Below are 14,389 nucleotides of genomic sequence, written 5' to 3'. Positions count from 1 at the left end.
GGCCCGATGGCGCTCCCGAAGCAATCGGAGGACTTCCCCGGCTGGTACCAGGAGGTCGTCAAGCAGGCCGGCCTCGCCGAGCCCTCGCTCGCGCGCGGAACGATGGTCATCAAGCCTTACGGCTTCGCGATCTGGGAGCGGATCCAGCGGGCATTCGACGACCGGATCAAGGCCACCGGCCACGAGAACCTCTACTTCCCGCTCCTGATCCCCTACAAGCTCCTCGAACGCGAGGCCGATCACATCGAGGGGTTCGCGCCGGAAGTCGCGGTGGTCACCCACGCCGGCGGCGAGGACCTCGAGGAGCCGCTCATCATCCGCCCGACGTCGGAGACGATCTTCTGGGCCACCTACGCGAAGTGGCTGCAGTCCTACCGGGATCTGCCGTTCCTCTACAACCAGTGGTGCAACGTCGTGCGCTGGGAGCTGCGCCCGCGGCTCTTCCTTCGGACGACCGAGTTCCTCTGGCAAGAGGGCCACACGGCGCACGAGACCGCCGAGGAAGCCATCGCCGAGGCACGCATGATCCTGCTCGATGTGTACCGGGACGCGGCGGAGAACGTGCTCGGCCTCCCCATGCAGGTGGGGCGCAAGAGCGAGTCCGAGCGCTTCGCCGGCGCCGTCGAGACGTTCACGATCGAGGGGCTGATGCGCGACCGGAAGGCGCTGCAGGCCGGCACGTCGCACTACCTCGGTGAGAACTTCTCCAAGGCGTACGGCGTGAAGTTTCTCGGCCGCGACGGCCAGGAGCACTTCGCCGAAGCCACCTCGTGGGGCGTGAGCACGCGGCTCGTCGGCGGCGTGATCATGACCCACGGCGACGACCGCGGTCTCCGGCTCCCCCCGTCGCTCGCGCCGATCGAGGTCGTCATCGTCCCGATCTACAAGTCCGATGACGAACGCGCCCTGGTGAGCGACGCGGTGAAAGTGATCGTCGGTGCGCTGGCCGGCCGCCGGGTCAAGGTCGATGACCGCGAGGGGTTCCGCCCCGGCTACAAGTACAACGAATGGGAGCTGAAGGGTGTCCCCATCCGGATCGAGATCGGCCCAAAGGACATCGCCGCCGGGCACGCCACCTTCGCGCGCAGGGACACCGGCACCAAGGAGCAAGTCCCCGAGCCCGGGATCGCCACGCGGGTGACCGAGATCCTCGACGAGATCCAGGCGGTCCTGCTCTCCGAAGCGACCGCGTTCCGCGAAGCTCATACCTTCTCGCCGGGCGACTACGATGAGTTCAAGCGCCTGGTCGACGACCCGGGCGGGTTCCTCACCGCCGGCTGGTGCGGCCGGCGAGGATGCGAGGACCGCGTCAAAGCCGATACCAAGGCTACGATCCGCTATCTGCCGCTCGATCCGGAGCCGGCGCAGGGCACGTGCCTCGTGTGCGGCGCTCCGGCCACCGAGCGTGCGACCTGGGCCATCGCCTACTGAACGACCTGCCGAACCGGCGTTCGGAGCCCGCGCACACCGGGCTTAGCCCCGCGAAAAACACCCCCCGGTGCTATAATCAGCCTCGGAAAACGGCAGGGCCATGCGAAGTCGGCGACCGCCGGCTTTTTGTTTGAGTAAGGGTGGCCGTTTCGGCCCCGGGAAACGAGGAGGCGGGCGTTGCGGGACAGGGACGCTCGCCCCCGCGGCCAACGGGGCGCCCCAAAAGGTCAGGCCGGCCATGCGGGAGGACGGGGCAACCAGACGGTCCTCGAGGAGCGGGTCCGCTCGCTCGTCGAGCCCGTCCTCGCGCGACACGACGCCGAGCTGGTCGAGCTCTCCGTCCGCCGCGGACGCACCCAACTGGTGCGAGTCGTGGCCGATCGTGACGAGGGGATCGACCTCGAGACGTGCGCTGTGGTCAGCAAGGAGCTGTCTCGGATGCTCGACGCCGACGATCCGATCGTCGGGCGGTACACGCTCGAGGTGACGTCGCCGGGGCTGGACCGGCCGTTGCGGACGCCGAGGGACTTCCGACGCGTCCTCGGCCGGAAGGTGCGAGTCGTGCTGGCCCTTGGTCAGCACGAGGGAACATTGGAGGAGGTGGGAGAGGATCGCGTTCGACTCGTGACGCAGAGCGGACCCGTAGAGGTCGCGCTCGCGGAGATGACGAACGCGAAGGTCGTGCTCCCGTGGTAGGGGCTCGGGGGGCTTAAGGAGCGAAGCGGTAGCCCCCGACCGGAATGGTGAACTCATGAATCCTGTAGACATCGAGATGCTGAAGCTGATCGAGCGGGAGAAAGGCATCCCGATCGAGTCGTTGATGGCCGGGCTCGAAGAAGCCCTGGCCGCTGCATACCGCAAGACGCTTCCGGAGGAGCGCGGCGCCCGAGCGATGGTCGACCCCGAGACCGGCGTCTATCGGATCTTCGAGTACGACCTCGACGAGGAAGGCCAGCCCGTCCGCGATGCCGACGAGAACTTCGTCGGTGAGCGCGAGGCGCTCGATCTCAAGGAGTTCGGACGCATCGGCGCGCAAACGGCGAAGCAAGTGATCCTCCAGAAGATCCGCGAGGCCGAACGGGAGATGACGTTCGGTGAGTACGCGGGGCGCACCGGCGACATCGTCACCGGGATCGTGCAGCAGTCCGACTCGCGTTACACGTTGCTCGACCTCGGCAAGGTCGAGGCGTTGCTGCCGCCGGCCGAGCAGGTCCCGTCCGAGCGCTACGAGCACGGCGCCCGACTGAAGGCGTACATCGTGGACGTTCGCAAGACGGCGAAGGGGCCGTCGATCGTCGTGTCGCGCTCACACCCCGGATTGGTGAAGGCGCTCTTCGCGCTCGAGGTCCCCGAGATCGCCGAGGGGATCGTTGAGATCAAGGCCATCGCGCGCGAGGCCGGACACCGCACGAAGCTCGCGGTCTCTTCCAACGAGCCGGGGGTCGATCCCGTCGGCGCGTGTGTCGGCGCGAAGGGCTCGCGGGTTCGGATGGTCGTGAACGAACTCCGCGGCGAGAAGATCGACATCGTCCCCTGGTCGGACGACACGGGCGCGTTCGTGGCCAACGCGCTCTCGCCGGCCAAGGTGAAAGAGGTGCGTATCAACGAAGCCGAGAAGACGGCGCTCGTGATCGTCCCCGACTACCAGCTCTCGCTCGCTATCGGGAAAGAGGGCCAGAACGCGCGGCTCGCCGCGCGGCTGACCGGCTGGCGGATCGACATCAAGAGCGAGACGCAGGTCGCGGAGGACGCCAAGCCGAAACCGGCAGCGGCAACCGCAGAGCCTGCGGCCGCATCCCCGCCGGCGGCGCCCGCGCCGGGACCTCAGGCCGCCGAAGCGGGAGGCGCTCAGGGATGAGCGGACGGCGCTCGCGTCGTGCCGTGCCCCGGGAGGAACGTTCCCGGAGGCGTCGCACGCATGCGCGCCGGTGTGTCTCGTGCCGTCGCGCCCGGCCGAAGGCCGAGATGATCAGGATCGTTCGCAACTCTGGTGGGACGGCCGAAGTGGATCGCGCAGCCATCATGCCCGGGCGCGGCGCCTACGTATGCCCCGACCCCGCCTGCGTGAGGGTCGTTCACCGGCGTCTCGCGGGAGCGCTGCGAGCCGACGGCGTCGACGGGAACTCCATCGTCCGCGACCTCGAGGCGGTGGACGCGTGAGCGTACGCGTCTACGAGCTCGCGAAAGAGCTCGGCCTGTCGAGCAAGCTCGTGCGCGAGTTCCTCGGTGCGATGGGCGTCGTGGCCAAGAGCCACTCGTCGACGGTCGACGACGTGGTCGCCCAGAAGCTGAAGGAAGCGGTCGAGCGGGGAACGGTCAAGGAGGCGCAGACCGCGGCGCGGCCCGCCCGGCCGAAGCGGCCGACGCGTTCGGCCGCCGCGCCCGCCAAGCGACCCTCTGCCGAACGGCAGGCTCCGCCGCCGTCCGCGGAGCGTCCCGTCCAGCGTGCGCCGGCCCCGGCTCCGGCTCAGAAGCCTGCTCCGCAACCGGCTTCGGTCGTTGCGCCGGCGGCCACGCCCGATGCGCCGGCGCCGAGCGAGGCGCCGCCGACCAAGACCGTCTCGGTTCACCGAGGGATCACCGTGCAGGAGCTCGCCGCCAAGCTCGGCGTGCCGGCCGCGGAGATCGTCAAGAAACTCTTCCTGCTCGGAGAGATGGCGACGGTAACCCAGTCGCTTTCCGACGAGGCCGTCGAGCTCGTCGGTTCGGACTACGGCGTTCAGATGCAGATCGTGTCTCCCGACGACGAAGCCGAAGAGGTTCCCGTCGACGACGACGACCCCGCCGACCTCACTGCGCGACCACCGGTCATCACGATCATGGGCCACGTCGACCACGGCAAGACGAAGTTGCTGGACTACATCCGTTCGGCCGACGTGGTTGCCGGCGAGTTCGGCGGCATCACCCAGCACATCGGCGCCTACCAATCGCACAAGAACGGCCGCGAGATCACCTTCATCGATACGCCCGGCCACGAGGCGTTCACCCAGATGCGTGCCCGTGGAGCGAAGGTCACCGACATCGCGGTGCTCGTCGTGGCCGCCGACGACGGGGTCAAACCGCAGACGATCGAGGCGATCAGTCACGCCAAGGCGGCCGGCGTTCCGATCGTTGTCGCGGTGAACAAGGTCGATAAGCCAGAAGCCGACCCGATGAAGGTGCGCCAGCAAGTCGCCGAGCAGGGTCTCAACCCCGAGGAGTGGGGGGGCGACACCATCTTCGTCGACGTATCCGCCAAGGCGGGGACGAACGTCGATCAGCTCCTCGACATGCTTCTTCTCGTGGCCGACGTCCAAGAGCTCAAAGCGAACGCCAAGGCACCGGCACGCGGCGTCGCGATCGAGGCGCACCTCGACAAGGGGCGCGGCCCGGTGGCGACGGTCCTGGTGCAGCGCGGAACCCTCAGGGTCGGCGACTCGATCGTGTGCGGCGGCGCCTGGGCACGCGTCCGCGCGATGCTCGACGAGAACGGACAGCCGGAGAAGGAGGCCGGTCCCGGCCAGCCGGTTCAGGTATTGGGCTTCTCGACCGTGCCCCAGGCCGGCGACACGTTCCTCGCGGTCGCCGACGAGCGCGCCGCGCGTCACATCGCGCAAGAGCGGCTCGCCAAGCAGCGCGCGGCCGAGATGGTCTCGCAGAAGCGAGTCACGCTCGACGAGCTCTTCGCGCAGATCGGCGAAGGTGAGATCTCCGAGCTGAACGTGATCCTCAAGGCGGACGTTCAGGGCTCCCTCGAGGCCATCGAGGACGCCCTGAACAAGATCAAGGTGGGGGATGTGCACGTTCGGATCCTGCACAAGGCTGCGGGGCAGATCACCGAGAACGACATCACGCTGGCGCAGGCGTCGGGGGCCGTCGTGATCGGTTTCAACGTCCGTCCTTCACCTGCCGCACGAGAACTCGCCGAGAAGGAAAGCGTCGACATCCGCACCTACCAGATCATCTACAAGCTTGTGGAGGACGTAGAGGCGGCGCTCAAGGGCATGCTCAAGCCCGAATACGAAGAGCGTGTGCTCGGTCGCGCGGTCGTGCGGCAGACGTTCAAGGTTCCCAAGATCGGTTTGATCGCCGGCTCGTACGTCGAGGACGGCACGATCACGCGCGGCGTGAAGGTCCGGCTGCTGCGTGAGGGCGTGGTGCTGGCCGATTCCGTGATCTCCTCGCTCAAGCGCTTCAAGGACGACGCGCGCGAGGTGCAGCAGGGCTTCGAGTGCGGTATCGGGATCGACAACTTCCAAGACATCAAGGACGGCGATGTCATGGAAGCGTACGAGATCCGGGAGATCCCCCGGGCCTGACCATGTTCGTCGGCGTAGCCCGGTTCGAGCTGCGGCTCCCGGGGTGCACGTCCCTCAAGGAGAAGCGATCCGCGTTGCGCGGCCTGACCGGACTCATCAAGCAGAGGTTCAACGCGGCCGTGGCCGAGGTCGATCATCAAGATCAGCATCAGCGCGCGACAATCGGTGTGTCGGTGATCGCCGACACCAAGTTCCACGTGCAGCGCGTTTTGCACGAAGTGGAGCGTCACGTGGAGACGTACCCCCGCGTCGATACGATCGACGTCGGCATCGACCTCTACTCTCCGGAGTGACATGAACGGCGAGCGTCCGAAGTCGATCTGGCACGTGGTCGCGCTTATCGCGACCCTGGGGCTGGCTGCCGTGGTCGCCGTGGTCGCCGTTTCCCGATCCGACCGCCCGCAAGCGGAAGGCGCTCCGACGTCGTCGCCGTCGCCGAGTCCCACGGCGTCACCGACGGGCCCCGGCTCGCTCGCCGGCACCGGGCCCTATCTCGTTTACGCGGTCGAGTCCGGCGAGGTGTTCGCCTACGACATCGGTGCGAAGGATTGGATCACCATGGGCCGGATCGACGACGCGCCGGTCCCGCAGCATCTCCGCCAGCCGGGATCGGGAGACATCGTGGCGTTCGCCACCGATGCCGGCACCGTGTGGCGGGTCGATCGCGAGGGATTGCAGCGGGTCGCGATCCTTCCGGTGACGAGCGGGCAGCAGCTCGAAGGCGGCACGGTCTCGCGCGACGGCAGGCGGTTCGCGGTTGCCTGGACCGGGACCGATCCGGAGCTCTACGTGGTCAACCTCGGCAACGGCCGAAGCTCCGTGCAGCCACGCGAGTCCGGCTCCGGGAATCGCTACCCCGACGAACCGTTGGTACCGGTTGGGTGGAGCCTGGGAGGTTCGCTGATCTACCAGATGCCCGTCTGCGATTGCGATGACGGAAGTCCCGGCCTCTACCTCTACGACCTCGAAGCCCAGCGGTCGTCGCTGCTATCTGCGACGTCGGGGTCGGACTTCTTCGATCGGTTCGCGATCTCCCCGGACGGCCAGGAGCTGGTCTGGAGCGACATAGAGGACCGGCCGTATACGCTGCGCCGGCTCGCGGCCGGACGCCAGTCCGCGACGATACTGCGGCGAGACGACGACGAGCGGATCCCATGGGTCGTCTGGGCCTCCGACGGGCGAGCGCTCATGCTCGTGGGATCCGATCCGTCGACTCGTGAAGTGTCCTACGAGCTCGCCGAGCCCGAGTCGGGGGACCCGACCCGCGCGCTCAGAGGCGTCCCCGCCGACGCGATCCCGCTCGCGTTAATGCCCGGACGGATCCTGGTCATCCTGACCGGCCCGACCGTCCCTACCGACGACCGTTCGCTTCAGCTCGTCGTCGACGGCCGGGTAACCGTGGTCACGGAGCCCGGACAAGGGCCCGTTTTCCTCGGCTGGTTGCGCTAGACGGGGTCCGGGTGTCACGAGGGCACCGCTAGACTGCACCTATGGCGAACGCGAGCTATCCCCGGGCGGAGCGCGTCCGAGAAGCGATCAAGGAGGTCCTTGCCTTCGAGGTCGAGCGTCTCAAGGACCCCGGGGTCGGCTTCGTTACGATCACCGAAGTCACGATCTCCCGGGATCTCCGCAACGCGAAGGCTTTCTACACCGTCTACGGCAGCGATCTGGAACGCGCCGCTACCCGTGACGGGCTGCGCCGGGCGACGAAGCATCTCCGCGCCCGGGTGGCGAGCCAGATCCGTCTCCGGTTCACCCCGACGCTAGAATTCGTCGAGGATCCGGTCCCCGTGCGCACCCAGCGCATCGACAGCATCATCTCGGGTCTCCATCAGGACGAAGAGCAGGAGCAGGCATGAGCAGCATCACCAAGGACGATTGGCGCGCAGCGCGCACGGCGATCGAGGGGGCCCGCGAGATCGTGCTTGCCTGTCATCAGGGGCCCGACGGCGACGCCCTCGGCTCGATGCTCGCGCTCCAGCTCGCGTTGCGCGAGCGCGGCGTCAAGGCGATCGCGTCGTGGGGGAGCGACCCGTTCGTCGTGCCGAAGCACTACACGTTCCTGCCCGGGCTGGACGGACTGTCGCCGCCCGAGGACGTTCCGTCCGATCCGGAGCTGATGGTGACGTTCGACTGCGGTTCGGTCGAGCGGCTGGGCACGTTGGAGCCGAACGCGAAGGCGGCGAAGCAGCTCATCTGCGTCGACCATCACGTTTCCAATGAAAGCTTCGGCACCATCAACCTGATCGACCCGCACATCGCGGCGAGCGCGGCGCTGACCTATTACCTGATCCGCGAGCTCGCGATCCCGCTCGATCACGACATCGCCACGTGCCTGTACACCGGGATCCTCACCGACACCGGCTGCTTCAAGTACCGGAACACAACCCCGGAGATCCACGCGATCGCCGGTGACCTGCTCTCCTACGGCATCGCACACGACGAGATCGCGCGGATCGTCTACGACACGCATCCGGTCGGGTTCCTGAAGGTCCTCGCGGTTTCGCTGGAGCGGGCGGAGATCATCCCGGCCGCGAGCATGATCTGGACCTGGGTCACGCGACGCGATCTCGAGGACAGCGGGATCGATCCCGAGGACACGGATGGGATCATCGACGTCGTTCGCACGGCGGACGTCGCCGAGGTCGCCTGCGTGCTCAAGGAGCTCCCCGACGGCAACTACAAGGTTTCGATGCGCGCGAAGGGGACCGCCAACGTCGGCGCCTTGTGCGAGTCGTTCGGCGGGGGAGGGCACGCGCTCGCTGCCGGTTTCACCGCCGAGGGCAAGGATCCGCGCGTCATCGCTCAGACGATCGCCGAGCGGCTCGAGGCCGCGGGCACGGCTTGAGCCGCGGGGACGCGCCGGGTGTGGACGGGATCCTCGTCGTCGACAAGCCTGCAGGGATGACCTCTCACGACGTCGTCGCTATCGTGCGGCGCAGCCTCGGCCTGAAGCGCGTCGGGCACGCGGGCACACTCGATCCCGATGCCACCGGCGTGCTGGTGCTCGGCGTCGGCCGGGCGACCCGACTACTGCGATTCATCGAGAGCGGGGAGAAGGAGTACGAAGCCGACGTGGTACTCGGCGTGGAGACGTCCAGCCAGGACGCATCCGGCGACGTCCTGTCTGAGTCCGACGCTTCTGCCGTGTCGAGCGATGACGTCGAGCGCGCGGCCGCGGCGCTCACCGGCGCGATCGACCAGATCCCACCGATGGTGAGCGCGGTGAAGGTCGGGGGCGAGCGGCTGTATCGGAAAGCACGGCGGGGCGAGGAGGTCGACCGGCCGCCACGGCGCGTCACGGTTCACGAGATGAGCATCGAGCGCTTCGAGCCCGGCCCGCGTCCGACGGTTCGTTTCCGCGTTCGCTGTTCGCCGGGGACGTACGTGCGGACCTTGGCGCATGACCTCGGTCGATCGCTCGGTGTAGGTGCACACGTTTCGGTGTTGCGCAGGACGCGGGTCGGCACGTTCGCCGTCGACGATGCGATCGCGCTCGACGCCGTGGAGGCGGGCGCCGTGCGGCCCATGCTCGACGCGGTCGCCGCCCATCCCAGGTGTGATGTCGATGCGGAGCAGGCGCGCTCGCTCGCCCAAGGGAAATCACTACCCGCATTCGGCGTGGAGGGGGAGTACACGGTGGTCGGGCCCGCCGGTCTGGTAGCGATGGCCGAGGACCGCGGCGACGTATCCCGCCCCCTCGTCGTGGTGGCGGACCCGTGATCATCGCCCAAGGGTTGAGCGGCCTGCCGGCCGACGTGAAGCCGTCGGTGGCCACGGTCGGCGTGTTCGACGGCGTCCACGTCGGCCACCAGATGCTGTTGCGCCGGGTCGTGGAGATAGCGCGGGCTCGCGGTGCGAAAGCCGTCGTGGTCACGTTCGACCGGCATCCGCTCGAGCTCCTCAATCCGAAGATCGCTCCGCAGCTCATCACGACGCTCCGGCAGCGCGCGGCCGTGTTCTCAGAGCTCGGGATCGACGTGCTCCTCGTGCTCCGCTTCGACGAGAACTTCCGGCAGTTCCCGGCGGAGGATTTCATCCACCGCGTGCTCGTGGCCGCCCTCGGAGCGGTCCACCTCGTTGTCGGCGCGAACTTCCGTTTCGGTCACGGCGGGAGCGGCACGGTAGAGATGCTCTCACAGCTCGGCGCCGAGAACGGCTTCGACGTCGACGTATTCACGCTGCTCGAGGGTTCGGTGGGAGACGACGCCGTCTCCTCGTCGCTGATCCGTCAGCAGATCGCCGACGGCCAGGTCGAGCGCGTCGCCGAGGAGCTCGGCCGGCCGTTCCGGCTCGAAGGGCACGTGGTGAAGGGCGCGGGCCGTGGCCGGGCACTCGGCATCCCGACCGCGAACCTCGAACTGCCGCCGAAGATGATCCTGCCGAAAGTCGGCGTCTACGCCGGCTGGATGGATCAGGAAGGCAGGCGATTTCCCGCGGTGATCAACGTCGGCTACAACCCCACGTTCGAGGACCGATCGACTCCGATCGTCGAGGTCCACGTGCTCGACTTCGACGGCGATCTGTACGGAAAGGTCATCGGCGTCGAGTTCACGCATCGGCTCCGAGACGAGCTGAGGTTCCCCGATGCGGGATCGATGATGAAAGAGATCCGCGTCGACATCGCCAAGGCCCGCGAGCTGCTCGGCTTGCGAAGCTGAACCTTCCAGCGAGGCAAGCAGGAAAACGATCCACGCGCGACTAAGACTGTCCCATGCCTCGAATGCTGGCGATCGCCCTTGCGCTCGTAGGGGCTGCCGTTCCGTTCGGCGCCCGGGCCGACGCCCCGGCCTTCGTCGTGACCACGAACTCCTACCAGTTCGGCCAGGCGCCGGACTGGATGCCCGACGGCGAGCACGTGGTCCATCACGCGTTCGACGAAGCAGGCACCAACCAGATCTACATCGCCGAGCTCGACGGGGCGGAGGAGCGATGCCTCACCTGTGGACAGGAGGGGCCGAACATGGTCCCCGACTCGCGGCCGCAGGGCGACGTGATCCTGTTCCACTCCTGGCGGGGGACCAACATCACGCTCGGCGCGCCTGGCTTCGGAGGTCTCGGCTCGGATCTGTACGTCGTTCCGGTCGCGGGCGGCGACGCGATCGCGCTCACGAGCGACCACGACGGGTACGACAACTACCACGCGTACTTCTCGCCCGACGGGAACCGGATCGTGTGGACCCGGCTCAATTGGAACTTCGTCACCGACACCGGCCGCGGCTACTGGGACATCCGCGTGGCCGACTACGTCACCGATCCTGCGCCGCACCTCGAGAACATCACCGTCGTGCACGAAGGGCCCGGCCACTACTTCGAAACCCAGCACTGGTCGCCGGACGGGTGCGGCTTCCTGTTCACCGAAAGCATCGGCACCACGGTGAACTTAGAGCTGTTCTACCTCGACCTCTGCAAGCCGGAAGGAGATCCGGCACGCCTGCGCAGGCTCACCGATCATCCCGCGTGGGACGAACAGGCGATCTTCACGCCCGACATGAAGAAGGTGATCTTCATGTCGACGCGCGACCACCCGAGCGCCTGGAACACCTGGTCGAGCGCGTTCTGGACGGCGGGTACCCCGGCGGACCTCGATTACCTCTTGATCCTTCCGCTGTTCGAGCTGGGTTTCCTGCAGCCGATCGCGGAAGCCTCGAACGATCTCTACGAGCTCGACCTCGCATCGGGTGCGGTCCGGCGCCTGACCTACGACGGCGACGACGGCTGGATCATCCCCGAGTTCGTCTGGGACCCGGCGGGGGAGCGGCTGCTCTGGACGGAGACCAAGTACAAGGACGGCGTCCGCGCCCAGCTGCCGCCGGACCCCGTCCGAGACCTCACCGAGCTCATCGCGATGCTCCAAGACCCGCCGCTGCCGAGCCTCGAGGAGATCAGCGGCGTCGGGCTGACCCCGAGATTCCTGCTCCAGCTCCGGACCCGGATCGGCGGCTACGCAGCGCCCTGACCAGGCTTATCGTCTGCCTCGCCCCGCCCCTCGGCCTCTGGTACGATTCGCCGCGATCACATGGGACTCACCACGGAACAGAAACAACCTCTCATCTCCGAGTACCGGATCCACGACAAGGACACGGGCTCCGCCGAGGTTCAGGTTGCGTTGCTCACCCGGCGCATCAACGACCTCACCGAGCACCTGAAGTCCTTCAAGAAGGATCACCACTCGCGCCGCGGCTTGCTCATGATGGTGGGCAAGCGTCGCCGGCTGCTCGAGTACATCAAGCGTCAAGACGTAGCCAAGTACCGAGAGCTCATCGAGCGGCTCGGTCTCAGACGGTAAGGGGGGCGCGCTGCGCCCCTTCTTCCTGGGAGGAAAGGTAAGGGAGTAACCGAAGAGCCGGAGGCTATGTCGCTTCGGGATCAGTCCTCGGTCGCGAACCGCCAGTCCAACACCTGCCATCTCGCCACCTGGCGGTCCACCACTGAGAACTGACCCCGCACCACGAAGCGGACCCGCCCCCGGCAGACCGTCACGAGGGCCGAAGCGCCCTAGGAGGTTTGTCATATGTCCGCACCCTTCAAGCTCGAGAGAGAGATCGAGGGGAAGACCTACACGCTCGAGGCGGGGAAGCTCGCGAAGCTCGCCGACGGAGCGGTCGTTATCGGTGTCGACGACACCCAGATCCTCGTCACGGCCGTCGCGTCGTCGAAGCCGAAAGAGAATCTCGACTTCTTCCCGCTGACCGTCGACGTCGAAGAGCGCATGTACGCGGTCGGGAAGATCCCCGGCTCGTTCTTCCGTCGCGAAGGCCGTCCGTCCGAGACCGCTATCCTCACCGCCCGCTTGATCGACCGGCCGCTGCGCCCGTCGTTCCCGAAGGGCTTCCGGAACGAGATCCACATCGTCGCGACGATCCTGTCGGCCGATCAGATCGACCAGCCCGACGTGCTCTCGATCACCGGCGCGTCGATGGCGGTCATCCTCGGCGGGATGCCGTTCGAGGGGCCGCTCGCCGGCGTCCGCATCGGCTACAAGGGCGGCTCGTGGATCACGAACCCCACGTTCCAAGAGGTCGATGAGTGCACGTTCGACATGGTGGTTGCCGGAGGCGTGAACGACTCCGGCGATGTCGACATCATCATGGTCGAGGCCGAAGCGACCCCCGGATCGTGGAACCTGATCAAGGCCGGACATCCGGCGCCGACCGAGGACGTCGTGGCCGACGGGCTCGAGTTCGCGAAGGGCCCGATCCGTGAGTTCTGCGAGATGCAGCAGGAGTTCGCGAAGCTGGCCGCCAAGGCGGTCCGCGAGTTCCCGACGTTCCCGGAGTACGGGGACGACGTGATGAGCCGCGTCGAAGAGCTCGCCAAATCCCAGATGGCGGAAGCCCTGCAGGTTGCGGACAAGGCGGCGCGGGAACTCCAGCTCGACACGATCAAGGACGAAGTGAAGACGGCGCTCGCGGAGGTCGAGGAGCTCGCGCTCCGCGACAAGGAGTTCTCGCCGGCGATCCGCTCGCTGACCAAGCGGATGATCCGCCAGCGCATCATCTCCGAGGGGCTCCGCATCGACGGTCGCAAGGCCGACGAGATCAGGCCGTTGTCGGCAGAGGTCACGCTGCTGCCTCGCGCGCACGGCACCGGCTTGTTCCAGCGCGGCGAGACGCAGGTCTTGTCGATCGCGACGCTGGGCATGATGCGCATGGAGCAGATGATCGACACGATCGATCCCGAGGAATCCAAGCGCTACATGCATCACTACAACTTCCCGCCGTTCTCGACGGGGGAGACCGGCTTCATGCGAGGGCCGAAGCGCCGCGAGATCGGCCACGGTGCGCTCGCCGAGCGGGCGCTCCTCCCGGTGATCCCGCCGGAAGACGAGTTTCCCTACGCGCTCCGCGTCGTGTCGGAGGTTCTGTCGTCGAACGGATCGACGTCGATGGCGAGCGTGTGTGGCTCGACGCTGTCGCTGATGGACGCCGGAGTGCCGATCTACGACCTCGTCGCCGGCATCGCGATGGGGCTGATCCACGAAGGCGGTGACTACGTCACCCTCACCGATATCCTCGGAGCCGAGGACGCCTACGGCGACATGGACTTCAAGGTCGCCGGCACGAAGGACTTCGTGACGGCTCTGCAGCTCGACACGAAGCTCACCGGCATCCCGTCCGAGGTTCTTGCGCAGGCGCTCGAGCAGGCGAAGCGTGCTCGGATGCAGGTGCTCGACGTGATCAAGACGGCGCTTCCGGCGCCGCGCACCGAGCTGTCGCCACTGGCGCCGCACATCATCACGATCCAGATCCCCGTCGACAAGATCGGCGAGGTCATCGGCCCCAAGGGCAAGAAGATCAAGGAGATCCAGGAGGAGACGGGCGCGGAGATCGACATCCAGGACGACGGCCGGATCTTCATCGCCGCCAGGGGCGGGGACGGCGCCGAGCGGGCGAGCGAGCGGATCAGCGAGATCGCCAACCCGGTGATGCCCGAGGTAGGAACGCGCTACAAGGGCAAGGTCGCCGGCATCACGGACTTCGGCGCGTTCGTGTCGATCCCCGGCGGCAAGGACGGGCTCCTTCACGTGTCCAAGCTCGGGTTCGGAAAGAAGCGGATCGGCCACCCATCCGAGGTGCTCGAGCCCGGCCAGGAGATCGAGGTTCAGGTCATGCGGATCGACGAGCGCGCGGGGAAGATCTCGCTCGCCCCGATCGACC

At 67.3% G+C, this 14,389-nt stretch carries 14 protein-coding genes; all 14 read left to right on the top strand.

Annotated features, from left to right (window positions below):
* Positions 1-6 precede the first annotated feature (6 nt).
* A complete protein-coding gene (proS, locus tag WEB06_11480) occupies positions 7-1,431 on the top strand; it encodes a proline--tRNA ligase (GenBank protein MEX2556242.1) in 1,425 nt (474 codons plus the stop codon).
* Positions 1,432-1,608: 177 nt separating this feature from the next.
* Positions 1,609-2,127: a ribosome maturation factor RimP gene (gene rimP / locus WEB06_11475; GenBank protein MEX2556241.1), complete on the top strand. Its 519-nt coding sequence runs from the start codon at positions 1,609-1,611 to the stop codon at positions 2,125-2,127.
* A gap of 55 nt (positions 2,128-2,182) precedes the next feature.
* Entirely contained in the window at positions 2,183-3,289 is a 1,107-nt protein-coding gene (gene nusA, locus WEB06_11470; GenBank protein ID MEX2556240.1) for a transcription termination factor NusA, read from the top strand.
* On the top strand, positions 3,286-3,591 hold the full coding sequence (locus WEB06_11465) for a YlxR family protein (protein MEX2556239.1): 306 nt from the start codon (positions 3,286-3,288) through the stop codon (positions 3,589-3,591). Before nusA ends, WEB06_11465 begins: the two co-directional genes overlap by 4 nt.
* On the top strand, positions 3,588-5,729 hold the full coding sequence (gene infB / locus WEB06_11460) for a translation initiation factor IF-2 (GenBank protein ID MEX2556238.1): 2,142 nt from the start codon (positions 3,588-3,590) through the stop codon (positions 5,727-5,729). The genes WEB06_11465 and infB overlap by 4 nt, the downstream gene beginning before the upstream one ends.
* A gap of 2 nt (positions 5,730-5,731) precedes the next feature.
* The gene (locus WEB06_11455) at positions 5,732-6,022 is read left to right on the top strand and encodes a DUF503 domain-containing protein (GenBank protein MEX2556237.1); all 291 of its coding nucleotides are present in this window, start codon (positions 5,732-5,734) and stop codon (positions 6,020-6,022) included.
* 1 nt (position 6,023) lies between these two features.
* Positions 6,024-7,178: a hypothetical protein gene (locus tag WEB06_11450; GenBank protein MEX2556236.1), complete on the top strand. Its 1,155-nt coding sequence runs from the start codon at positions 6,024-6,026 to the stop codon at positions 7,176-7,178.
* A 41-nt stretch (positions 7,179-7,219) separates the two neighbouring features.
* A complete protein-coding gene (rbfA, locus tag WEB06_11445) occupies positions 7,220-7,588 on the top strand; it encodes a 30S ribosome-binding factor RbfA (protein ID MEX2556235.1) in 369 nt (122 codons plus the stop codon).
* Positions 7,585-8,577 carry a bifunctional oligoribonuclease/PAP phosphatase NrnA gene (locus tag WEB06_11440; protein ID MEX2556234.1) on the top strand — a complete coding sequence of 331 codons (993 nt, stop codon included), beginning with the start codon at positions 7,585-7,587 and terminating at the stop codon, positions 8,575-8,577. The genes rbfA and WEB06_11440 overlap by 4 nt, the downstream gene beginning before the upstream one ends.
* Positions 8,574-9,452, top strand: coding sequence for a tRNA pseudouridine(55) synthase TruB (gene truB, locus WEB06_11435; GenBank protein ID MEX2556233.1), 879 nt, complete (start codon positions 8,574-8,576; stop codon positions 9,450-9,452). Before WEB06_11440 ends, truB begins: the two co-directional genes overlap by 4 nt.
* Entirely contained in the window at positions 9,449-10,390 is a 942-nt protein-coding gene (locus WEB06_11430) for a bifunctional riboflavin kinase/FAD synthetase (GenBank protein ID MEX2556232.1), read from the top strand. Before truB ends, WEB06_11430 begins: the two co-directional genes overlap by 4 nt.
* Positions 10,391-10,443: 53 nt before the next feature.
* The gene (locus tag WEB06_11425; GenBank protein MEX2556231.1) at positions 10,444-11,688 is read left to right on the top strand and encodes a hypothetical protein; all 1,245 of its coding nucleotides are present in this window, start codon (positions 10,444-10,446) and stop codon (positions 11,686-11,688) included.
* 60 nt (positions 11,689-11,748) lie between these two features.
* Positions 11,749-12,018, top strand: coding sequence for a 30S ribosomal protein S15 (rpsO, locus tag WEB06_11420; protein MEX2556230.1), 270 nt, complete (start codon positions 11,749-11,751; stop codon positions 12,016-12,018).
* Positions 12,019-12,243: 225 nt separating this feature from the next.
* A partial coding sequence (locus WEB06_11415) for a polyribonucleotide nucleotidyltransferase (protein ID MEX2556229.1) occupies positions 12,244-14,389 on the top strand: 2,146 nt, incomplete at its 3' end.

Source organism: Actinomycetota bacterium (assembly GCA_040905475.1).
Taxonomy (GTDB): Bacteria; Actinomycetota; AC-67; order AC-67; family AC-67; genus DATFGK01.
Note: the sequence above shows the minus strand (reverse complement) of the source record. Positions and strands in the feature narration are given on the sequence as shown.

What these genes read in the sequence shown, in the direction of transcription:
- proS (MEX2556242.1), top strand. Translation starts at nt 7, where the DNA reads ATGGCGCTCCCGAAGCAATCGGAGGACTTCCCCGGCTGGTACCAGGAG.
- nusA (MEX2556240.1), top strand. Translation starts at nt 2,183, where the DNA reads ATGAATCCTGTAGACATCGAGATGCTGAAGCTGATCGAGCGGGAGAAA.
- WEB06_11455 (MEX2556237.1), top strand. Translation starts at nt 5,732, where the DNA reads ATGTTCGTCGGCGTAGCCCGGTTCGAGCTGCGGCTCCCGGGGTGCACG.
- WEB06_11440 (MEX2556234.1), top strand. Translation starts at nt 7,585, where the DNA reads ATGAGCAGCATCACCAAGGACGATTGGCGCGCAGCGCGCACGGCGATC.
- rpsO (MEX2556230.1), top strand. Translation starts at nt 11,749, where the DNA reads ATGGGACTCACCACGGAACAGAAACAACCTCTCATCTCCGAGTACCGG.
- WEB06_11450 (MEX2556236.1), top strand. Translation starts at nt 6,024, where the DNA reads ATGAACGGCGAGCGTCCGAAGTCGATCTGGCACGTGGTCGCGCTTATC.
- WEB06_11425 (MEX2556231.1), top strand. Translation starts at nt 10,444, where the DNA reads ATGCCTCGAATGCTGGCGATCGCCCTTGCGCTCGTAGGGGCTGCCGTT.
- rbfA (MEX2556235.1), top strand. Translation starts at nt 7,220, where the DNA reads ATGGCGAACGCGAGCTATCCCCGGGCGGAGCGCGTCCGAGAAGCGATC.
- WEB06_11465 (MEX2556239.1), top strand. Translation starts at nt 3,286, where the DNA reads ATGAGCGGACGGCGCTCGCGTCGTGCCGTGCCCCGGGAGGAACGTTCC.